The sequence below is a fragment of the Pseudomonas sp. BAV 4579 genome (assembly GCF_009765395.1).
GTDB lineage: Bacteria > Pseudomonadota > Gammaproteobacteria > Pseudomonadales > Pseudomonadaceae > Chryseomonas > Chryseomonas aestiva.
In genome coordinates this window covers 146,575-167,039 of record NZ_WHOV01000005.1, presented here as the reverse complement: position 1 = coordinate 167,039, position 20,465 = coordinate 146,575, and the positions used below count along the sequence as shown (strand labels likewise).

Sequence of the window (20,465 nt, the reverse complement as noted above, 5' to 3'; positions counted from 1 at the left end):
AGATGTGTATAAGAGACAGCCCCAGCCCTCTCCCAGGGGGAGAGGGGGCGGAGCGGGCGTCCGGCGCAGGGTGGAAAACCGCGGAGCGTTTTCCACACGGGTGCCGTGCCTCCGTGGATGAGGCTGCGCCGTCATCCACGCTACGGGATCGATCGCAGGCGGTAGGTTCTGGCGGAGTCGAGCCTATGCCGGTGGCTTCGGGCGGAGGGGTTCCCTCACCCCAACCCGCTCCCAGGGGGAGAGGGGGCGGAGCGAGCGTCCGGCGTAGGGTGGAAAACCGCGGAGCGTTTTCCACGCGGGTGCCGTGCCTCTGTGGATGAGGCTAGGCCTCCTGCGTCGCCCGTACCTCGGCGGTCAGGGCCTGGAGGCGGGCGTCGAGGGCGGTCAGGGCGCCGGCGTCGGCGGCGGTGTCCAGGCTCAGGCGCAGGGCGGCCAGCACCAGCAGCTCGATGGCATCACCGCGGCGGCGATCGCCCTGGATGGCGACCAGTTCGTCGCGCAGGCGGGCGGCGGCCTGTTGCAGGGCAGCGCGGTCGCCTTCGGCCACCTTGAAACGGTAGCGGCGACCAAGCACCTCCACCTCGTCGTCCGCGTTGGCGGTCGTCACTCGACGCTGGCCGCGTGGCGCTGCTCGGCGTCGGCGGCTACCGCCTGCTCGACGGACTGGGCAGACAGCAGGGCCAGCAGGCCTTCCACGCGCTGGCGGGTGCTGGCGCCGTGTTCTTCCTGCTCCAGCAGACTCAGTTGCAGGGTGTCGTTTTCCTCGCGCGCGGCCAGCAGGGCCTGCTCCAGCTCCTGGGTGCGGGCGGTCAGGCGCTGGTTGTGCTGCAGCAGGCCGCGGATGGCGGTTTCCAGTTCGCTCAGGGTGTTGTCCAGCATGGGCGCGGTCGTCTCTCGTGTCAGGTTCGGGACTGCCAAGGCGGCAGGGGTCAGCATTCTAGGCCTCTCACCGACCACCGGCACCCCCTTCGTCACGGGCTAAGCCCTTGTTTTGCCAAGAGGTTCACGAGGGTGGCGAGCGAGCTGACCGGCTGTCAGGCAGTTGTCAGGTTGCGCTAAGGGGGCCTTAAGGCAATACGCCTTAGCCTGGGCTCATCGCGTCGGCTGTCCTGTCCCGGCGCCCCTCGCTTCGGATGAGCCGCCATGACCGATCTGTCCCAGAGCACCGCCCCGCGTCAGCTGGACGAGCCTTTCCTGCCGTTCTCCCGGCCCAGCATCGGCGCCGAGGAAGTGGCCGCGGTAAGCAAGGTGCTGACCTCGGGCTGGATCACCACCGGGCCCCAGGCCAACCTGCTGGAAGAGCGCTTCGCCGATTCGGTGGGCGCCGCCCACGCCGTGGCCCTGTGCTCGGCCACCGCCGCCATGCACGTGACCCTGCTGGCGCTGGACATCGGCCCCGGCGACGAGGTAATCACCCCCTCGCTGACCTGGGTCTCCACCGCCAACATGATCACCCTGATCGGCGCCACCCCGGTGTTCGTCGACGTCGACCGCGACACCCTGATGGTCTCCGCCGAGCAGGTGGCCGCCGCCATCACCCCGCGCACCAAGGCCATCGTGCCGGTGCACTATGCCGGCGCCAGCTGCGACCTGACCCCGCTGCGCGCCCTGGCCCGCGAGCATGGCGTGGCCTTGATCGAAGACGCCGCCCACGCCGCCGGCACCCGCTACCAGGGCGAGTCCATCGGCCAGCGCGGCACCGCCATCTTCAGCTTTCACGCCATCAAGAATCTGACCTGCGCCGAAGGCGGCATGCTGGTGACCGACGACGCCACCCTGGCCGAGCGGGTGCGCCGCTTGAAATTCCATGGCCTGGCGGTGGATGCCTTCGACCGTCACGCCCTGGGCCGCAAGCCCCAGGCCCAAGTGCAGGAGCCCGGCTTCAAGTACAACCTCTCGGACATCCACGCCGCCCTGGCGCTGGTGCAGCTGGATCGCCTGGGCGCCATCAACAGTCGCCGGCGGCTGCTGGCCCAGGCCTACACCCAGCGCCTGGCGCACCTGCCGGTCGCCCCTCTTTCGCTGCCCGACTACGCCCAGACCCACGCCTGGCACCTCTACATCCTGCGCATCTGCCCCGAGCGGTGCGGGATGGAGCGCGAAGCCTTCATGGCCGGCCTCAAGGCGCGCGGCATCGGCACTGGCATCCATTTCACCGCCACCCACCTGCACCCCTGGTACCGCGAGCGCTGGCCGGCGCTGGCGCTGCCCAACAGCGAATGGAATTCGGCCCGGCTGTGCTCCATCCCGCTGTTTCCCGACATGACCCTCGCCGACGTCGACCGCGTGGTCGGCGCCATCGAAGACCTGCTGGAGAAAGGCGCATGAAGCCCTATGCCATCGACCGGGTATCCGTGGTGATCCCCGTCTACAACGAAGAAGCCAGCCTGCCGGAACTGCTGCGCCGCACCCGCGCCGCCTGCCGCCTGCTGGATTGCCAGGTGGAGATCATCCTGGTCGACGACGGCAGCCGCGACCGCAGCGCCGAACTGCTGCAGCAGACCGCCAGCGAGCCGGACAGCCCGGTCGTGGCGGTGCTGCTCAATCGCAACTACGGCCAGCACTCGGCGATCCTCGCCGGCTTCGAGCAGGCCCGCGGCGATCTGATCATCACCCTGGACGCCGATCTGCAGAATCCGCCGGAAGAGATCCCGCGCCTGGTGCACACCGCCGCCCAGGGCTACGACGTGGTCGGCACCGTGCGCCAGCAGCGCCAGGACTCCTACCTGCGCACCCTGCCGTCGCGGCTGATCAATCGCGCCGTGCAGCGCTCCACCGGCGTCGCCATGCGCGACTACGGCTGCATGCTGCGCGCCTATCGCCGCCAGGTGGTGCAGTCGATGCTGGCCTGCCACGAGCGCAGCACCTTCATCCCGATCCTGGCCAACAGCTTCGCCCGCCACACCACCGAGATCGAGGTGGCCCACGCCGAGCGCGAACACGGGGATTCCAAGTACGGCTTCCTCAAGCTGATCAACCTGATGTTCGACCTGCTGACCTGCATGACCACCACCCCGCTGCGCATGCTCAGCCTGTTCGGCGGTGGCCTGGCCATCTTCGGCTTCCTCTTCGCCGCCCTGCTGCTGGTGCTGCGCGTCACCCACGGCGCCGAGTGGGCGGCCGATGGCGTGTTCTCGCTGTTCGCCGTGCTGTTCATCTTTACCGGCGCCCAGTTCGTCGGCCTCGGTCTGCTCGGCGAGTACCTCGGCCGGGTGTACCACGACGTCCGTGCCCGGCCTCGGTTCCACGTGGAACAAGTGATCCGCGCCGCCACCCTTTCTCCTTCGCCGGCGCCGCTGCGCCAGGTCCAGTAACAGGAAAGCCCCTGATGAAAACCGCCATCGTCTTCGCCTACCACGACATCGGCTGCGCCGGCCTCGCCGCGCTGATCCAGGCCGGCTATCCCATCGCCGCCGTCTTCAGCCACCCGGATGACCCGAGCGAGAACCGCTTCTTTGGTTCGGTGGCCCAGCTCTGCGCCCGCCACGGCATCCCGGTGCACGCCCCGGAAGACGTCAACCACCCGATCTGGGTCGAGCGCATCCGCGCCCTGGAGCCGGATTTCATCTTCTCCTTCTACTATCGCAACCTGCTGTCCAACGACGTCCTGGCCTGCGCCAAGCGCGGCGCCTACAACCTGCACGGGTCGCTGCTGCCGCGCTATCGCGGTCGCGCCCCGGCCAACTGGGTGCTGGTCAACGGCGAGACCGAGACCGGCGTGACCCTGCACCGCATGGTCCAGCGCGCCGACGCCGGCGCCATCGTCGCCCAGCAGCGCGTCGCCATCGCCGCCGACGACACCGCCCTGACCCTGCACGCCAAGCTGCGCGAAGCCAGCCAGACGCTCCTGCGCGACAGCCTGCCGGCCCTGGCCGAAGGCCGCCTGACCGAGCGCGAGCAGGACGAGAGCCAGGCCACCACCTTTGGCCGCCGCAGCGCCGCCGATGGCGAGCTGGAGTGGAGCCGTCCGGCCGTGGAACTGAACAACCTGGTGCGCGCCGTGACCCAACCCTATCCGGGCGCCTTCGGCTGGATCGGTGATCGCAAGCTGATCGTCTGGAGCGCCCAGGCGCGCCAGGAAAGCCATGGCCAGGCCCCCGGCAGCGTGCTGAGCCTGGAGCCGCTGCGCATCGCCTGTGGCGAAGGCGTCCTGGAAATCCAGGCCGGCCAGCTGGGCGACAACGGCCTCTATCTGTCCGGTCCGCAACTGGCCCGCGAAGCCGGCCTGGTGGCCGGTGCCCGCCTGCACCGCCAGGATCGCCGCGCCAAGCGCCGCACCCGGGTGCTGATCCTCGGCGTCAACGGCTTCATCGGCAACCACCTCTCCGAGCGCCTGCTGGCCGACGGCGAGTACGAGGTCTATGGCCTGGACATCGGCTCCGACGCCATCGAGCGGCTCAAGGCCAATCCGAATTTCCACTATGTGGAAGGCGACATCTCCATCCACACCGAGTGGCTGGAATACCACATCAAGAAGTGCGACGTGGTGCTGCCGCTGGTGGCCATCGCCACCCCCATCGAATACACCCGCAATCCGCTGCGCGTGTTCGAACTGGACTTCGAGGAAAACCTCAAGATCGTTCGCCACTGCGTGAAGTACGGAAAGCGCGTGATCTTCCCGTCCACCTCCGAGGTGTACGGCATGTGCCAGGACGAGCGCTTCGACGAAGACCGCTCCAACCTGGTGGTCGGCCCGATCAACAAGCAGCGCTGGATCTACTCGGTCTCCAAGCAGTTGCTCGACCGGGTCATCTGGGCCTACGGCGGCAAGGGCCTGAAATTCACCCTGTTCCGCCCGTTCAACTGGATGGGTCCGCGTCTGGATCGCCTGGACTCGGCGCGCATCGGCAGCTCCCGCGCCATCACCCAGCTGATCCTCAACCTGGTGGAAGGCACCCCGATCAAGCTGGTGGACGGTGGCGCCCAGAAGCGCTGCTTCACCGACGTCGACGACGGCATCGAGGCGCTGTTCCGCATCATCGAGAACCAGGGCGGTCGCTGCGACGGCCAGATCATCAACATCGGCAATCCGGACAACGAAGCGAGCATCCGCGAGCTGGCCGAAGAGCTGCTGGCGCAGTTCGAGGCCCATCCGCTGCGCCATGAATTCCCGCCCTTCGCCGGCTTCCGCGAGGTGGAGAGCAAGAGCTTCTATGGCGACGGCTACCAGGACGTGGCCCACCGCAAGCCCAGCGTGGAAAACGCCCGCCGCCTGATCGACTGGCGGCCGAGCACCGCCATGGCCGCCACCGTCGGCAAGACGCTGGACTTCTTCCTGCGCGAAGCCATGGCGCAGCGGGAGGCCTGATGAACACCCTGATCCCGGCCAGCCTGCGCATCGACGTGGACACCTATCGCGGCACCCGCGAAGGGGTACCGCGGCTGCTGGACCTGCTGGACGAAGCCGGGGTCAAGGCCACCTTCTTCTTCAGCGTCGGACCGGACAACATGGGGCGCCACCTCTGGCGCCTGGTGAAGCCCACCTTCCTGTGGAAGATGCTCCGCTCCAAGGCCGCCAGCCTCTATGGCTGGGATATTCTCTTGGCCGGTACCGCCTGGCCGGGTCGGCCGATCGGCCGCGACCTCGGTCACCTGATGCGGGAGACCCGCGCCCGCGGCCACGAGGTCGGGCTGCACGCCTGGGATCACCACGCCTGGCAGGCCCATACCGGCAGCTGGAGCCTGGAGCGCCTGGGCGCCGAATTCGGCCGTGGCCTGCAGGCCCTGGAAGACATCCTCGGTGCCAAGGTGGACTGTTCCGCCGCCGCTGGCTGGCGCGCCGATCCGCGCGTGGTGCTGGCCAAGGAGGCCTTCGGCCTCAGGTACAACAGCGATTGCCGCGGCAGTGCGCTGTTCCGCCCGCGGCTGGGCAACGGCAGCCACGGCACCCCCCAGGTGCCGGTGGACATGCCGACCTTCGACGAGGTGGTCGGCCCGGAGCTGGCCGCCGGTGACTGGAACAACTATCTGCTCAAGCGCTTCCGTCCGGGGGCGCTCAACGTCTACACCCTGCACGCCGAGGTGGAAGGCATCGCCTTCGCCGAGGACTTCCGCGCCCTGCTCAAGGCGGCGCGGGAGGAGGGCGTCCTGTTCCTGACCCTGGGCGACCGCCTGCCGGCCGACCCGCGCCAGTTGCCCGCCGGCAGTCTGGTGCGTGGCAGCCTGGCCGGACGCCAGGGCTGGCTGGGCGTGCAGGCATGAGTCGGCGGCGCCTGTGGATGCTGCTGCCGCTGGCGCTGTTGGCCTATGCCTTGCCGCTGGCCTGGCGCGGCCTGTGGATTCCGGACGAGTCGCGCTATGCGCAGATCGCCCAGGAACTCTGGCGGCGTGGCGACTGGGTGGTGCCGCACTTCCTCGGCCTGCCGTATTTCGAGAAACCCATCGGCGGCTACTGGACCCAGGCCATCGCCCAGGCCTGGCTCGGCGACTCACTGTTCAGCGTGCGCCTGGTGCCCCTGCTGGCCAGTCTGGCCACCGCCGCCCTGGTGGCGCGCCTGACCCGGCTGATCTGGCAGGACCGCCCGCTGGCGCTGCTCGCCGGGGTGGTCTATCTCTCCTGCGTGGCCGTGGCGGGGCTGGCCACCTACGTGACCCTCGACGCCCAGTTCGCCTTCTGGATGGCGCTGGCGCTGCTCGCCCTCTGGCAGGCCCAGGCCGCCGCGACCCGCGGCGCGGCCCTGGTGCAGTGGGCGCTGCTGGGGCTGGCCTGTGGCTGCGGCCTGCTGACCAAGGGCTTTCTCGCCCTGGTGCTGCCGGTGCTGGTGGCCGTGCCCTTCTTCCTCTGGCAGCGGCGCCTGGGCGAGTTGCTCTGCCGCGGTCCCCTGGCGGTACTGGTGGCGATCCTGGTGGTGGCCCCCTGGGCGCTGCTGGTGGCCCAGCGCGATGCGGATTTCTGGAATTTCTTCTTCTGGCACGAGCACATCCAGCGTTTCGCCGGCCAGGACGCCCAGCACGAGCGGCCGTTCTGGTTCTACGGCCCGGTGCTGCTGCTGGCCATCCTGCCCTGGGCCGGCCTGCTGCCGCGTACCCTGGGCCGGACCTGGCAGGAGCGTCGCCACGCCGGTACCGCCTTCCTGGGTATCGCCGTGGTCGGCCAGCTGCTGTTCTTCAGCTTCAGCCGCGGCAAGCTGCCCACCTACCTGCTGCCGACCCTGGCCGCCCTGGTGCCGCTGCTGGCGCGCACCCTGCTGGAGGCGGGCCGGCGCGGCGCCACCGGTGCCCTGCGCCTGAACGGCCTGTGCAATCTGCTGCTGGGCCTGGCCGGCCTTGCCGCCCTGCTGATCTATGGCGGCCGCCTCTACGAGAGCGGCGAAGGCCTTACCCGTGCCCTGGCCCTGCTGGCGCCCCTGGCGCTGCTGCTGGCCGGCCTGGCCGCGCTGGTCTGGCCGCGGCGCACCCTGCTGGCGCCGGCCCTGGCGCTCTGGGTGCTGCTGCCGCTGCTGTCCATCGCCCTGCCCAACAGCTTGGTCGACAATAAGCTGCCGAGCAGCTTCATCCAGGCCCAGCTCGGTCATTTCAAGAATGCCGGCCTGCTGGTCAGCAACGACCTCGGCGTGGCCGCCAGCCTGGCCTGGGCCACCCACCGCGACGACGTGGTGCTGGTGGGCGGTCCGGGCGAGCTCAAGTACGGCTTCGCCCGCGAGCCGGCCAGCGGTCGCCTGATCGAAGAGCGCGACCTGGCCGCCTGGCTCGCCGCCCATCGCGACCAGGGTCCGGTGGCCATCCTCTTGCGGGTCGACGGCCCCAGCGATCGCCAGCTGCTCGACAGCCTGCCCGAGCCCGGCGAGAGCATCGCCAGCGAGCGCCTGGTGCTGCTGGTCTATCCGAGGCCGACGCCATGACCGCCCTCGACGGCCTGCTGATCGCCGTGGTGATCGGCCTCACCTGCGCCGGCCAACTGGGCCAGAAGCGCGCGGTGACCGCCGGCAATGCCCTGGCCGCGCGACTGAGATCGCCCTGGCTGTGGGGCGCCCTGGTCTGCCTGGGCCTGGCCCTGCTGGTCTGGTGCGCGGTGCTGCAGCGGGTGCCGGTGGGCGTCGCCTATCCCTTGCTCTCGCTCAACACCCTGGCGGTGACCCTGCTAGCGCGCCTGGTGTTCGGTGAGCGGGTGGATGCCCGCGCCTGGTGCGGCTGCCTGTGCATCGTCGCCGGCGCCGCCCTGCTGGGGGGCCAGCTATGAACGGCCTGTTGCCGCTCGGCCTGAGCATCCTGCTCACTACCCTCGCGCAACTGTCTCTGCGCGCCGCCCTGGTGCGGCTGCCGGCGATGGCCACATGGCTGAGCACGCCGTCGGCGCTGTTCGGCGCGGCCGGGCTGCTGCTGGCCCTGGGCATCCTCTGCTACGGCCTGTCGCTGCTGGCCTGGCTGGCCGCCCTGGCGCGCCTGCCGCTGGGTCGCGCCTATGCGGCGCTCGGCCTCTCCTACGTCTTCGTCCACCTCGGCGCGGCCTGGCTGCCAGGCGCCGCCGAGTCCTTCACCCACTGGAAAACCCTGGGCGTCGCGCTGGTCGTGGCCGGCGTCGCCCTCGTCGGCGGGCCCCGCGCCAGCGCCGCTCCCACCCTGAGGAATACCCTATGAACATCAGCGTTTTCGGCATCGGCTACGTGGGTCTGGTGCAGGCCGCCGTGCTGGCGGAAGTCGGCCACCAGGTGGTGTGCATGGACATCGATCGCGCCAAGATCGACAAGCTCAAGCGCGGCGAGGTGACCCTCTATGAGCCGGGGCTGGAAGAGCTGGTGCGCAGCAACCTGGCCGCCGGCCGCCTGGTGTTCACCCACGAGGCCGCCGAGGCCGTGGCCCATGGCGCCGTGCAGTTCATCGCCGTCGGCACCCCGCCGGCCGCCGATGGCTCGGCCGATCTGTCCGCCGTCTTCGCCGTGGCCGAGACCATCGCCCGCCTGCGCCGCGAGCCGCTGATCGGCCAGCCGGTGTCCCGCGATCCGCTGCTGGTGGTGAACAAGTCCACCGTGCCGGTGGGCACCGGCGACCGCGTCCGCGCACTGATCCACGAGGTGCTCGCCGAAGAGGGTCGCACCCTGCACGTGGAGGTGGTCTCCAATCCGGAATTCCTCAAGGAAGGCGCCGCCATCGCCGACTGCAAGAAGCCCGATCGCATCGTGGTGGGCACCGACTCGCCGGTGGCCCGCGACGTGATGCGCGAACTCTATGCGCCCTTCAACCGCAACCACGACCGCATCCAGTGCATGGACCTGCGCAGCGCCGAGCTGGCCAAGTACGCCGCCAACAGCCTGCTGGCGGTCAAGATCAGCTTCATCAACCAGATCGCCGAACTGGCCGAGCACGTCGGCGCCGACATCGAGGCGGTGCGCCAGGCCATCGGCGCCGATCCGCGCATCGGCCACCACTTCATCTACCCGGGCTGCGGCTACGGCGGTTCCTGCTTCCCCAAGGACCTGCAGGCGCTGATCCGCACCGGCGAGGAAAACGCCGTGGAGCTGGATCTGCTGCGCGCCGTGGAAGCCATCAACGTGCGCCAGAAGACCAAGCTGTTCGAGCGCATCAACACCTACTTCGACGGTGACCTCCGCGGCCGCACCTTCGCCCTCTGGGGGCTGGCCTTCAAACCCAACACCGACGACATGCGCGATGCGCCCAGCCGGGTGCTGATGGAGGCCCTCTGGGAGGCCGGTGCCAAGGTGCGCGCCTTCGATCCGGTGGCCATGGCCGAGGCTCAGCGCCTCTATGGCCACGACGAGCGCCTGGCGCTGATGGGCACCCCCGAGGCCGCTCTGGCCGGGGCCGATGCCCTGGTCATCTGCACCGAATGGCAGCAGTTCAAGGCCCCGGACTTCGATCTGATCGCCCGCCAGCTCAACCAGCCGGTGATCTTCGACGGTCGCAACCTGTTCGATCCCGAGCGCATGGAGCGCCGCGGCATCGAATACTTCTCCATCGGGCGTGGCGCTGCCCTGGGCGGTCCCCAGGTCGCCCGCCGCGTGGATGCCGCCTGATGGTCTCGCCCATGCCCCTGACCCCACGCAGCGCGCCCCTCTACGCGCTGCCGGCGGCCAGTCGCCTGCGTCGCTAAAGCCTGCTGCTCGGGGTGGTCGCCACCCTGATGTTCACCCTCGGCATCTGGAACCAGGCGCCCCAGGGCTTCGACGGTCGCTGGGCAGTCTTTCTCGGTGAGATGTTTCGCCATGGCCCGTCCTTTTTCGCCACCACCTACGGCCAGCCCTATCCGGACTATCCCGGCACCGCCACCTGGCTGAGCTGGCTGGCCGCGCGGGTGATCGGCGCGACCAATCACCTGGCCAACGTGCTGCCCACCGCCCTGGCTTCGGCCGCGGTGCTGGCGCTGACCTATCGCCTGCTGGCCGACACCCGTCGCGCCTGGGCGCTGCTCACGGTGCTGCTGGTGGCCCTGACCCCGCAATGGCTGGAAAAGGCCCGCTCGGTCTGCCTGGACCAGCTGGTCGCCCTGGTGGTGCTGCTCTGCTTCTACCTGCTCCATAGCGCCGACCGCGACGGTCGCCCGCTGCGCCGCCTGCTGGTGCTGCCGCTGTTCGCCCTGGGCTTCGCCATCCGCGGCCCGCTGGGGCTGATCGAGCCCTGTGGCGTGGTCTGCCTCTACTGGCTGGTGGTCGCCTGGGGCGAGCCGGCGCGCCGCACCCTCGCCGTGCAGCGCCTGCTGGGCTACGGCCTGGCCGGTCTGGCCTTGCTCGCCCTCGGCTGGTGGACGCTGATCCAGCTGGCCCATCACGAGGGTGGGGCGGACTTCGCCGCCGAGGTCTGGCACATGCAGGTCAGCGGCCGGCTGGACGAAAGCAGCAAGCCGTTCTGGTTCTATCTGCAGCTGGGGCTGTATCGCTATCTGCCGGTGTTGCCGCTGGCGCTGCTGGTGCTGCTGGCCGAGCGCCGTCGTCTGCTGGCCTGGCCGCACACCGCCCAGCGCCGCCTGCTGCTGGGCCTCGCGGGGAGCGGTCTGCTGATCCTGGTCGGGTTGTCCATCCCGCACTTCAAGCGCGCCTACTATGTGGTGCCCATGGTGCCCTTCCTGGCCGCCATCGCCGCCCATGGCCTCCTGCGCGCCGAGGGCTGGTTCCGCCGGGTCGCGCCGCTCTACACGGCGCTGGTGCTGGCGCTGCCGGGGCTGGCCCTGGTGGCCATGCTGGTCTGTCGGCACCTCTGGCAGCGCAATGGCTACTGGCCGGATGTGTCCCTGGCGTTGCTGGTACCGGTCTTCGTCGCCCTGGTCAGCTGGCGCCGGCTGCACGGCCACCGCCGCCTGCTCACGCTGAGCGCCCTGGCGCTGGCCGCCCAGTGGCTGATGCTGGTCACGGTGGTGGAGCCGGCCCAGGACCTGCAGTACGACACCCGCGGCTTCGTCCAGCAGGTGGAGGGTCTGCGCCAGCAGCAGCCGGGTCCCCTGGTGTTCTTCGGCCTCGGCCAGGACAGCTGGGCAATCCGCTACATGATGAACCTGGACCACGACGAGCAGCCGATCTTCATCGCCCGGCCGCAGGTCGCGGACCTGGCGCACCTGCCGTCCGGTGCCTGGATCATCCTCGCCCGCGACGACCGTGAACTGCTGGCGGGCACCCAGCTGGCCGACCTCACCCCGGTGCTGGGTCGCCGCCTCAACGGCAATCCCTGCCTGGTGTATCGCCTGCCCTGAGGCCCCCGGAGCCGCTCGCCCTAGTGGTCGGCTCCGGCCTCTCGCGAAAGCTCCAGGATGCGGTTGCGCCCCTGCTCGGCGACCAGGTAATGACCGTCGCCGCGGCGGATCAGGGTCTGCACCGAGCGCAGGTGCGAGAGCACCGTGACCAGCTGGCCGTCGGGCTGCACCAGCAGCACCCGGGCGCCGTGGGTGGCGTCTTCGGTGATCCACAGGCCGTCGGCCGAGCACTGCACGAAGCCCGGCGCGTCGAGACCCGCGGCGACCAGGGTGTCTGCACCCCCGGGTTGCCACTGCTTGACCCAACCCCTGGCCTTTTCGGTATAGAACAGCCGGCCATCCGGGCAGCGCGCCACCCCTTCGCCTTCTTCCAGGCCGTCGCGCAGCACCGCCAGGCGGCGTTGCAGCGGGTCGTAGCTGAGCAGACGCCCGCGCGGCAGGTCCTCGATGGCATAGAGGGTCTGGCCATCGGTGGCGACGCCCTCGACGTCGTTGCCGTCGAACAGGGCCTGGCGCTGGCCAGCGCGCAGGAGAAACACCGGCAGCGGCCCGCCTTCCTGGCTGACCACCAGACCGCCCTGGAACATGACCAGGCCATCGGGCTTGGACAGCTCGCCCAGCACCGGCTGGCGCTCGCCGCTGGGCAGCAGCCGCAGCAGGCTGCCGCGGCGACTGGAGAATTCCTGGGTCACGAGCAGGCTGCCATCGGCGTCCAGGGCCAGGGCGCTGACCATGGGGATGTCGGCGGCGAATTCCCGATAGCGCCAGCCCTCGGCCGCACTGACCGGATGGAAATGTCGCCAGGCCGGATAGGCAAACCCCGCCGCCAGCACGGCGACGCCCAGTGCCAGGCCCTGGCGCCAGCCCAGGCGCGGAACACGTCGCATGGCGACCTCTCGAGATTGGGAAATGACCCTGCAGGCTAGCGGCCCGCGCGTGAAGATTCCGTCGCCGGCACCCCGGGTGAGGGTGCCGGCAGGGCGGCGCCTCAGGCGGTGAGGAAGGCCTCGGTCAGCTTGACCCAGTAGCGCGCGCCGACCGGCAGCAGGGCGTCGTTGAAATCGTAGGCCGCGTTGTGCAGGTTGGCGCTCGGGCCATTGCCGACGAACAGGTAGCAACCGGGCACCTGCTGCAGCATGTAGGCGAAGTCCTCGCTGGCCGGGATGGGCGCGAAGGGATGCAGGGCCTCGGCGCCGAAGTGCTCGACCGCCACCTGGCGGGCGAAGGCGGTGGGGCCGTCGTGGTTGACCAGCACCGGATAGCCGCGCTGGTAGTCCAGTTCGGCGGTGGCGCCGAAGCTTTCCGCCTGGGCGCGCACCAGGGCGCCGATGCGCTGCTCCAGCAGGTCGCGGGTGCTGTCCTGGAAGGCGCGGATGGTGAGCTTCATCTCCACCGCATCGGGGATGACGTTGGAAGCCTCGCCGCCGTGGATGCTGCCCACGGTGATCACCGCGGTATCCAGCGGCGCCACGTTGCGCGAGACCACGGTCTGCAGCGCCATCACCGTGGCCGCACTGGCGACGATGGGGTCGACCGCCTTGTCCGGCACCGCGCCGTGGCCACCCTGGCCACGGATGCGCAGGAGGGCGGTGTCGGACGAGGCCATGGCGGCGCCGTCGACGAAGCAGAACTTGCCGGTGGGCACACCGGGCATGTTGTGCAGGCCGAACACCTGGTCGCAGGGGAACAGCTCGAACAGGCCGTCCTGCATCATCTTCAGGGCGCCGCCCAGGCCTTCCTCGGCCGGCTGGAAGATCAGGTGCAGGGTGCCATCGAAGGCGCGGGTCTCGGCCAGGCAGCGGGCGGCGGTGAGCAGGGTGGTCGTGTGGCCGTCGTGACCGCAGGCGTGCATGCGGCCCGGGTGCTGGCTGGCGTAGTCGAGGCCGGTGGTTTCCAGGATCGGCAGGGCGTCCATGTCGGCGCGGATGCCCAGCACCTTGCTGCCGCTGCCGGCGCGCAGGGTGCCGACCACCCCGGTGCCGCCCAGGCCGCGATGGACTTCGTAGCCCCAGCCCGCGAGGGCGGCGGCCACCAGGTCGCTGGTGCGCTGTTCCTGGTAACCCAGTTCGGGATGGCGGTGGATGTCGCGGCGCAGGGCGACCATTTCCGGCAGGTAGCCGGCGATATGACGGGCGGTGGCGTCTTGATCCGCAGCAGTGGCAAGGCTCATGGCGATCTCTCTCAATCCAGGTGGCGTTCGGGATAGCTCAGCAGTGCCAGCCATCCTATCAGCAGCATGACGATCAGGTACCAGGCCGGGGCGAGCGGGCTGCCGGTGGCCTCGATCAGCCAGGTGACGATGAACTGGGCGGTGCCGCCGAACAGGGTCACCGCCAGGGCGTAGGTCATGGCCAGTCCCGTGGCGCGCACCGGCCGCGGCAGGCCGGCGAGGATCAGCAGCAGCCCGGCGGTCATGTTGACGCTCATGGCGGTGATCACCACGAAGCGGGCGGCGAAGGCCAGGCCCTGGGTGGTGGGGTCATTCAGCCAGACGAAGGCCGGGTAGATGCCCAGCAGGGCCACCGCCAGGCTGACCAGGGCCACCGGCTTGTAGCGCCCGAAGCGATCCAGCAGCAGCCCGGCGGCCAGGGCGGCGGCCATCTGCACGGCGCTGGAGGCCACCCCGGCCAGGTAGGCGCTGGTGGCCGGCGGGCCGACGATGCGGGTCATGTAGGTGGGCATGTAGAACTGCATCAGGTAGGTCAGCAGGGTCGCCGACATCACGATCAGCAGACCCAGGCCGAAGCGCCGCGGATGCTCGCGCAGGAAGGCGCGCACCGGACCGCCCTCGACCGTGCCGGCGCCGCTCCAGGTCTCGTCCACCTGGCGGCGGATATAGAGGCCGACCGGAATGATCAGCAAGCCGACCAGGAAGGGGATGCGCCAGCCCCAGGCGTGCAGCTCGGCCTCGGACAGGCTGCGGGTGAGCAGGGCGCCCAGGGCGGCGCCGAGCAGGGCACTGCCGCCCTGGCTGATGACCTGCCAGCTGACATGGAAGCCGCGCCGGCCGGGACTGGCCGATTCCAGCAGCAGGGTGGTGGCGGCGCCGATCTCGCCGCCGGCGGAAAAGCCCTGCAGCAGGCGGCCCACGAGCAGGATCAGCGGCGCGGCAAGGCCGATCTGGGCATGGGTCGGGGTAAAGGCGATCAGGGCGCTGCCCAGGCCCATCAGGGTGATGGTCAGCAGCATCGCCTGCTTGCGCCCGTGGCGATCGGCATAGGCGCCCAGCACCATGCTGCCCAGCGGGCGCATGACGAAGCCGACGCCAAACACCCCGACCGCCATCAGCAGCGAGCCATAGGGGGTGTCCGAGGGGAAGTAGAGCTGGCCGATGATGGCGGCGAAAAAGCTGAAGACGGTGAAGTCGAACATCTCCAGGCCGTTGCCGAGACTGGCCGCGGCGATCAGCTTGGCGCGCGAGGGCGTGGCGCCCGCGCTGGCGGGAGTGGCGTCGGCGGGGGAGGAAGACGTCGGAAGAGCCTGGGCCATGGTGCGTTCCTCTGCACTGAGATGAATGCTTAGCTATGCAAATGACGGTCCGGTCCGCGCGGGCCGCGTGCTTGGGCGTGCCTGGGCGGTCGTGGCGGGGCCGGAGACCGGGCGTGCGCCAGGGTGGTGCAGCACCGGCCCTCTTGCAGCCTAGTCGAACCTGCCGCTGCGGCTGGCGCTTGCTCATAAATCCGTCACAATGCGCGCCTAGAGTGCCGGCTTGCGCCTGAGCGTCGCCGGCCCAGGCCCGTCTCCCATCCTCGCGAGGAATCCGGCATGGACATCAAAGGTCCGCTGACCGCTGTGGCGCTCGCCCTGGCGCTCGGTGGCACGACCGCTCGGGCCGAAGGCGTCGACCCGGCCATCCCCGCCTATCAGAAGGTCAGCGGAGTCTCCGGCAATCTGTCGAGCGTGGGCTCCGATACCCTGGCCAACCTGGTCACGCTCTGGGCCGAGAGCTACAAGCGCCAGTATCCCAATCTCAATATCCAGATCCAGGCGGCCGGCTCGTCCACCGCGCCGCCGGCGCTCACCGAGGGCACCGCCGGCATCGGCCCCATGAGTCGCAAGATGAAGGACGCCGAACTCCAGGCCTTCGAGCAGCGCTTCGGCTACCAGCCCACCGCGGTGCCGGTGGCCATCGATGCCCTGGCGATCTTCGTCAACAAGGACAATCCGCTGCGCCAGCTGACCCTGGAACAGGTCGACGCGATCTTTTCCAGCACCCGGCTCTGCGGCGGTCCGCACGAACTCAGGACCTGGGGCGACCTGGGCCTGACCGGCGACTGGGCCAAGCGCCCGCTCCAGCGCTTCGGCCGCAATTCGGTGTCGGGCACCTACGGCTACTTCAAGGAAGCGGCGCTGTGCCGCGGCGACTTCCGCGCCAACGTCAACGAACAGCCGGGCTCGGCCTCGGTGGTCCAGGCCATCAGCCAGTCCCTGGGGGGCATCGGCTACTCCGGCATCGGCTACCAGACCGCCAGCGTCCATACCCTGGCCCTGGCCCGCCAGGGCACCACCGACTTCGTCGCGGACAACCAGGAGAACACCCTGTCCGGGCGCTATCCCCTGGCGCGCTATCTCTACGTCTATGTGAACAAGGCGCCCAATCGCCCGCTCAACCCCCTGGAAGGAGAATTCCTGCGGCTGATCCTCTCGCGCAGCGGCCAGGAGGCGGTGGTCAAGGATGGCTATATCCCCTTGCCGGCAGCGGTGGTGCAACAGGCCCTGAAGACCCTGGGCTACTGAGTGCCCAGAGGCCCTGCGCCCGCGCCGAGCGTAGCGTCTCTGGCCGTCCATTCGCTGTAACCTTTCTGTCACACGACGTGATTAGGCTCTGCGCCATGATATCCCCGGTACCCCCGTCCCCGCCCGATCCTCGCGGCCCTGCTCGGCTGGACTTCAACACGCCTGCACTACGCCGGCGGCGGCGCTGGCGGGCCCTGCAGGATCGCCTGATACGGGGCTCGGTGCTGGCCGGTGGGCTGGCCGTGCTGGCCACCATTACCCTGATCTTCTTCTACCTGGCCTATGTGGTGCTGCCGCTGCTGCGTGGCGCCAGTCTGGAAGCCCAGCCGCTGCCCCAGCCCGACTGGCTGGCGGCCGCCGGGGTGCCGCTGCTGCTGGGTATCGACGAGCAGAATCGCCTCGGCCTGCATCTTTCCCGGGCCGGCGAGGCCACCTTCTTCACCCTGGCCGACGGCCAGCCGGTCATGCGCGAGCGTCTGCCGCTGCCGCCCGGTGTCACCATCAGCAGCCAGGCCGAGGACGCCCCGCGCGGACTGATCGCCCTGGGCCTGTCCGATGGCCGCGTGCTGGTGGCGCACAAGCGCTATGTCTCCCGCTATCCCCAGGGCACCCGGGTCATCACCCCGGAACTGGACTTTCCCTACGGGCGCGAGCCGCTGGACCTGGGCGCCGCTCGTACGGCCCTGGAGCGGGTCGCGATCGCCGGTGACGAGGACCTGCTGGTGCTGGCCGGCGCCCAGGGCAATCGGGTGGCGGCCCTGCGCCTGGCCGGGCTGGCCGCGCCGGTGACCGGTGGCGCGGCCGTTCCCGTGCGGACCTCGCTCACCCTCGGACCGCTCAACGCCGCGGCCAAGGCGCTCTACCTCGATCCCCGCGGTCTCTGGCTCTATGCCCTCAATGGCCGCGCCCAGGCGGATGTCTTCGACCTGCGCGATGGCAGCCTCAACGGCCACTACAAGCTGCTCGACGCGGCCGACGACGAGGTCACCGCCAGCGCCCAGCTGCTGGGCGGCGTGTCGCTGCTGGTGGGTACCGCCAAGGGCGGTATCGGCCAGTGGTTCATGGTCCGCGGCCAGGACGGCGAACCGGTGCTGAGGCCTATCCGCAGCTTCCAGCTGGGCAGCGCGCCCATCGTCCAGCTGGTGCCGGAGCAGCGGCGCAAGGGCTTCGTGGCGCTGGATGCCACGGGCGAACTGGGGGTCTTTCACAGCACCGCCGGGCGCACCCTGCTGCGCGAGCAGATCGCCCCCGCCGCCGGGGTACTGGCGCTGTCGCCGCGCGCCGATCGGCTGTTGCTGGAGGAAAATGGCCGGTTGCTCGGCTTCCGCCTGGACAATCCGCATCCGGAAGTCTCCTGGTCGGCGCTGTGGGGCAAGGTCTGGTACGAGAATTACGAAGCGCCGGCGCGGGTCTGGCAGTCCAGCGCCGCCACCGCGGACTTCGAACCCAAGCTGAGCCTGGCGCCGCTGACCTTCGGCACCCTCAAGGCGGCCTTCTACGCCATGCTGTTCGCCGCCCCCCTGGCCATCGCCGCGGCGGTCTATACCGCCTACTTCATGGCGCCGCGCATGAGGCGTACGGTCAAGCCGGTCATCGAGCTGATGGAGGCCCTACCCACGGTGATCCTCGGCTTCTTCGCCGGGCTGTTCCTCGCGCCCTTCGTGGAAAATCACCTGCCGGGGCTGTTCAGCCTGCTGCTGCTCCTGCCGCTGGCCATCCTTGCCGCGGGTTTCGGCTGGTCGCGCCTGCCGCTGGGTCTGCGCGAGCGCATCCCGGAAGGCTGGGAAAGCCTGCTGCTGTTGCCGGTGGTGCTGCTGACCACCGCCCTGGCGCTGTGGCTCAGTCCCTGGCTGGAAACCCTGCTGTTCGCCGGCGACCTGCGCCTCTGGCTGAGCCAGAGCCTGGGCATCGCCTACGACCAGCGCAACGCCCTGATCATCGGCCTGGCCATGGGCTTCGCCGTCATCCCCAACATCTTCTCCATCGCCGAAGACGCCATCTACAGCGTGCCGCGCAGCCTGACCCTGGGCTCCCTGGCGCTGGGCGCCACCCCCTGGCAGACCCTGGTGCGGGTGGTGCTGCTCACCGCCAGCCCGGGGATCTTCTCGGCGCTTATGATCGGCCTGGGCCGCGCCGTCGGCGAGACCATGATCGTGCTCATGGCCACCGGCAACACCCCGATCATGGATGCCAACCTGTTCGAGGGCATGCGCACCCTGGCGGCCAACATCGCTGTGGAGATGCCCGAATCCGAGGTGGGCGGCACCCATTACCGGCTGCTGTTCCTGGCCGCGCTGGTGCTGCTCAGCTTCACCTTCCTGATGAACACCCTGGCCGAACTGATCCGCCAGCGGCTGAGGAAAAAATATGCGGCCCTCTAGCGCCGGCGCGCCGCAACAGCGGGGCATCGGGCAGCGGCGCTCCCTGGGTGCCTGGCTGGGGGGCGGCGCGCCCGGGGTCTGGCTCAGCGGCGGCGCCGTGGCCATCGCCGTGCTCATGACCCTGGGCCTGATCGGCATCCTCGCCGTGCGCGGCCTGGCGCATTTCTGGCCAGCCGAGGTGGTACAGGCGCGCTACACACCGCCGGGCCTGGAATCGCGCCTGGTGCTCGGCCAGGTGGTGGAGCAGGAGACGATACCGGCCGAGCGGCTGCGCAGCGCCGGGGTGACCCTGCCGGTGGACAGCGGCGAAACCCTGACCCGCGAACTCTTCAAGCTGGGCAATCGCGACCTCTACGGCAGCGACTTCGTCTGGCTGGTCGGCGACTGGCTGCGCGATCGCCAGACCCCGGCCGACGCCCTGGTGCTGGAGCGCCGCGAATGGGGCAACTTCTACGGCTATGCGCTGGAGGTGCGCGAAGCGGGACGCCAGGTGGCCAAGGGCGCCGCGGCGGTGCCCGAACTGCAGCGTCGCCTGCTGCGCACCCGCGACCTGAGCGAGCGGCTGGAGCGCCTGGAAAAACAGGACATCGGCAGCGTCAACTACGCCCTGGAGCGGCTGCGCTTGGAAGGCCGCGGCCTGGAGCTGGACGGCCGTCTCGACGCCACCGCCCAGGCCGATCTCGCCGCCCGCCGCGCCGAACTCGAAGCCCGTTACGGCGAGCTGGAGGACCAGCTGGCCGGCCTGCGCCAGGAGCGTCGCCGCGACAGCGTGGTGCTGCGCGACGTCGAGGGCCGCACCCTGGAACTCAATCTGGCGCGCATCGTGCGCGCCTACCAGCCCAACGCCATGGGCCTGGGCGCCAAGCTCGGCTTCTATGGCAGCAAGCTGTGGGAATTCCTCAGCGCCGATCCGCGCGAGGCCAACACCGAGGGTGGCGTCTTCCCGGCCATCTTCGGCACCGTGATGATGACCCTGCTGATGGCGGTGATCGTCACCCCCTTCGGCGTCATCGCCGCCATCTACCTGCGCGAATACGCCCGCCAGGGTCCGCTGACCCGCACCATCCGCATCGCCGTCAACAACCTCGCCGGGGTGCCGGCCATCGTCTATGGCGTCTTCGGCCTGGGCTTCTTCGTCTATGTGCTCGGCGGTTCCCTGGACCAGCTGTTCTTCCAGGCCAGCCTGCCGACGCCGACCTTTGGCACCCCGGGGCTGCTGTGGGCTTCGCTGACCCTGGCGATCCTCGCCGTGCCGGTGGTGATCGTCGCCACCGAAGAGGGCCTGGCGCGCATTCCCCGCAGCATCCGCGAGGGCTCCCTGGCGCTGGGCGCGACCCAGGCCGAGACATTGTGGAAGGTGGTGCTGCCGCTGGCCAGCCCGGCGCTGATGACCGGGCTCATCCTCGCCGTGGCCCGCGCCGCCGGCGAGGTGGCGCCGCTGATGCTGGTGGGGGTGGTCAAGCTGGCGCCCGCGCTGCCGCTGGACGGCAACTACCCCTATCTGCACCTGGACCAGAAGATCATGCACCTGGGCTTCCACATCTACGACGTCGGCTTCCAGAGCCCCAACGTGGAAGCTGCCCGCCCGCTGGTCTATGCCACCGCGCTGCTGCTGGTGCTGGTGATCGCCGGGCTGAACCTGTCCGCCGTGTTCCTGCGCAACCGGCTGCGCGAAAAGTATCGGTTGCTGGAAGACTAGCGCCGAGGAG

The 20,465-nt window shown here is 69.8% G+C and carries 17 protein-coding genes; 12 read left to right on the top strand and 5 right to left on the bottom strand.

The window, feature by feature from the left end:
* Window positions 1-322: 322 nt before the first annotated feature.
* Entirely contained in the window at window positions 323-607 is a 285-nt protein-coding gene (gene zapA / locus GSQ95_RS02750) for a cell division protein ZapA (RefSeq protein WP_158889594.1), read from the bottom strand.
* On the bottom strand, window positions 604-879 hold the full coding sequence (locus GSQ95_RS02745) for a hypothetical protein (RefSeq protein ID WP_133860353.1): 276 nt from the start codon (window positions 877-879) through the stop codon (window positions 604-606). The genes zapA and GSQ95_RS02745 overlap by 4 nt, the downstream gene beginning before the upstream one ends.
* Before the next feature lie 300 nt (window positions 880-1,179).
* Here GSQ95_RS02745 and arnB point away from each other — a divergent pair, with 300 nt between their 5' ends.
* The 9 genes from arnB to GSQ95_RS02700 all read left to right on the top strand — a co-directional run bounded on the left by arnB (window position 1,180) and on the right by GSQ95_RS02700 (window position 11,638).
* Window positions 1,180-2,328 carry a UDP-4-amino-4-deoxy-L-arabinose aminotransferase gene (gene arnB, locus GSQ95_RS02740; RefSeq protein WP_158889777.1) on the top strand — a complete coding sequence of 383 codons (1,149 nt, stop codon included), beginning with the start codon at window positions 1,180-1,182 and terminating at the stop codon, window positions 2,326-2,328.
* Entirely contained in the window at window positions 2,325-3,314 is a 990-nt protein-coding gene (gene arnC, locus GSQ95_RS02735; protein WP_158889596.1) for an undecaprenyl-phosphate 4-deoxy-4-formamido-L-arabinose transferase, read from the top strand. The genes arnB and arnC overlap by 4 nt, the downstream gene beginning before the upstream one ends.
* 14 nt (window positions 3,315-3,328) lie before the next feature.
* A complete protein-coding gene (arnA, locus tag GSQ95_RS02730; protein WP_372240036.1) occupies window positions 3,329-5,308 on the top strand; it encodes a bifunctional UDP-4-amino-4-deoxy-L-arabinose formyltransferase/UDP-glucuronic acid oxidase ArnA in 1,980 nt (659 codons plus the stop codon).
* Between the two features lie 11 nt (window positions 5,309-5,319).
* Window positions 5,320-6,201 (top strand): 4-deoxy-4-formamido-L-arabinose-phosphoundecaprenol deformylase, encoded by an 882-nt coding sequence (gene arnD / locus GSQ95_RS02725; RefSeq protein WP_158889781.1) that lies wholly within the window; start codon window positions 5,320-5,322, stop codon window positions 6,199-6,201.
* Entirely contained in the window at window positions 6,198-7,841 is a 1,644-nt protein-coding gene (gene arnT, locus GSQ95_RS02720; RefSeq protein WP_256664455.1) for a lipid IV(A) 4-amino-4-deoxy-L-arabinosyltransferase, read from the top strand. Before arnD ends, arnT begins: the two co-directional genes overlap by 4 nt.
* Window positions 7,838-8,179: an EamA family transporter gene (locus GSQ95_RS02715; RefSeq protein ID WP_017639273.1), complete on the top strand. Its 342-nt coding sequence runs from the start codon at window positions 7,838-7,840 to the stop codon at window positions 8,177-8,179. The genes arnT and GSQ95_RS02715 overlap by 4 nt, the downstream gene beginning before the upstream one ends.
* Window positions 8,176-8,577 carry a 4-amino-4-deoxy-L-arabinose-phosphoundecaprenol flippase subunit ArnF gene (gene arnF, locus GSQ95_RS02710; protein WP_158889598.1) on the top strand — a complete coding sequence of 134 codons (402 nt, stop codon included), beginning with the start codon at window positions 8,176-8,178 and terminating at the stop codon, window positions 8,575-8,577. Before GSQ95_RS02715 ends, arnF begins: the two co-directional genes overlap by 4 nt.
* Complete coding sequence (locus GSQ95_RS02705; RefSeq protein WP_158889600.1) at window positions 8,574-9,971, top strand: UDP-glucose/GDP-mannose dehydrogenase family protein; 1,398 nt, start codon at window positions 8,574-8,576, stop codon at window positions 9,969-9,971. The genes arnF and GSQ95_RS02705 overlap by 4 nt, the downstream gene beginning before the upstream one ends.
* 107 nt (window positions 9,972-10,078) lie before the next feature.
* The gene (locus GSQ95_RS02700; RefSeq protein WP_158889786.1) at window positions 10,079-11,638 is read left to right on the top strand and encodes a glycosyltransferase family 39 protein; all 1,560 of its coding nucleotides are present in this window, start codon (window positions 10,079-10,081) and stop codon (window positions 11,636-11,638) included.
* A gap of 20 nt (window positions 11,639-11,658) precedes the next feature.
* Here GSQ95_RS02700 and GSQ95_RS02695 read toward each other — a convergent pair whose 3' ends face one another.
* The 3 genes from GSQ95_RS02695 to GSQ95_RS02685 form a co-directional block, all read right to left on the bottom strand.
* Window positions 11,659-12,525, bottom strand: coding sequence for a hypothetical protein (locus GSQ95_RS02695; protein WP_158889602.1), 867 nt, complete (start codon window positions 12,523-12,525; stop codon window positions 11,659-11,661).
* Between the two features lie 101 nt (window positions 12,526-12,626).
* Window positions 12,627-13,808: a M20 aminoacylase family protein gene (locus tag GSQ95_RS02690; RefSeq protein ID WP_158889604.1), complete on the bottom strand. Its 1,182-nt coding sequence runs from the start codon at window positions 13,806-13,808 to the stop codon at window positions 12,627-12,629.
* 11 nt (window positions 13,809-13,819) lie between these two features.
* Window positions 13,820-15,127: an MFS transporter gene (locus GSQ95_RS02685; protein WP_158889606.1), complete on the bottom strand. Its 1,308-nt coding sequence runs from the start codon at window positions 15,125-15,127 to the stop codon at window positions 13,820-13,822.
* A 276-nt stretch (window positions 15,128-15,403) separates the two neighbouring features.
* Between GSQ95_RS02685 and GSQ95_RS02680 the strand changes: the two genes are divergently transcribed.
* The 3 genes from GSQ95_RS02680 to pstA all read left to right on the top strand — a co-directional run bounded on the left by GSQ95_RS02680 (window position 15,404) and on the right by pstA (window position 20,455).
* Window positions 15,404-16,375: a PstS family phosphate ABC transporter substrate-binding protein gene (locus GSQ95_RS02680; protein ID WP_158889608.1), complete on the top strand. Its 972-nt coding sequence runs from the start codon at window positions 15,404-15,406 to the stop codon at window positions 16,373-16,375.
* A 95-nt stretch (window positions 16,376-16,470) separates the two neighbouring features.
* Window positions 16,471-18,756, top strand: coding sequence for an ABC transporter permease subunit (locus tag GSQ95_RS02675; protein ID WP_178118354.1), 2,286 nt, complete (start codon window positions 16,471-16,473; stop codon window positions 18,754-18,756).
* Entirely contained in the window at window positions 18,743-20,455 is a 1,713-nt protein-coding gene (gene pstA / locus GSQ95_RS02670; protein WP_158889610.1) for a phosphate ABC transporter permease PstA, read from the top strand. Before GSQ95_RS02675 ends, pstA begins: the two co-directional genes overlap by 14 nt.
* Window positions 20,456-20,465: the final 10 nt, after the last annotated feature.

Excerpts from the sequence above, each read along its gene's own strand:
- GSQ95_RS02685 (WP_158889606.1), bottom strand. The coding sequence starts at position 15,127 with ATGGCCCAGGCTCTTCCGACGTCTTCCTCCCCCGCCGACGCCACTCCC.
- arnC (WP_158889596.1), top strand. The coding sequence starts at position 2,325 with ATGAAGCCCTATGCCATCGACCGGGTATCCGTGGTGATCCCCGTCTAC.
- pstA (WP_158889610.1), top strand. The coding sequence starts at position 18,743 with ATGCGGCCCTCTAGCGCCGGCGCGCCGCAACAGCGGGGCATCGGGCAG.
- arnA (WP_372240036.1), top strand. The coding sequence starts at position 3,329 with ATGAAAACCGCCATCGTCTTCGCCTACCACGACATCGGCTGCGCCGGC.
- GSQ95_RS02715 (WP_017639273.1), top strand. The coding sequence starts at position 7,838 with ATGACCGCCCTCGACGGCCTGCTGATCGCCGTGGTGATCGGCCTCACC.
- GSQ95_RS02695 (WP_158889602.1), bottom strand. The coding sequence starts at position 12,525 with ATGCGACGTGTTCCGCGCCTGGGCTGGCGCCAGGGCCTGGCACTGGGC.
- GSQ95_RS02700 (WP_158889786.1), top strand. The coding sequence starts at position 10,079 with ATGTTCACCCTCGGCATCTGGAACCAGGCGCCCCAGGGCTTCGACGGT.
- arnF (WP_158889598.1), top strand. The coding sequence starts at position 8,176 with ATGAACGGCCTGTTGCCGCTCGGCCTGAGCATCCTGCTCACTACCCTC.
- GSQ95_RS02675 (WP_178118354.1), top strand. The coding sequence starts at position 16,471 with ATGATATCCCCGGTACCCCCGTCCCCGCCCGATCCTCGCGGCCCTGCT.
- GSQ95_RS02690 (WP_158889604.1), bottom strand. The coding sequence starts at position 13,808 with ATGAGCCTTGCCACTGCTGCGGATCAAGACGCCACCGCCCGTCATATC.
- GSQ95_RS02705 (WP_158889600.1), top strand. The coding sequence starts at position 8,574 with ATGAACATCAGCGTTTTCGGCATCGGCTACGTGGGTCTGGTGCAGGCC.
- arnT (WP_256664455.1), top strand. The coding sequence starts at position 6,198 with ATGAGTCGGCGGCGCCTGTGGATGCTGCTGCCGCTGGCGCTGTTGGCC.
- GSQ95_RS02745 (WP_133860353.1), bottom strand. The coding sequence starts at position 879 with ATGCTGGACAACACCCTGAGCGAACTGGAAACCGCCATCCGCGGCCTG.
- GSQ95_RS02680 (WP_158889608.1), top strand. The coding sequence starts at position 15,404 with ATGGACATCAAAGGTCCGCTGACCGCTGTGGCGCTCGCCCTGGCGCTC.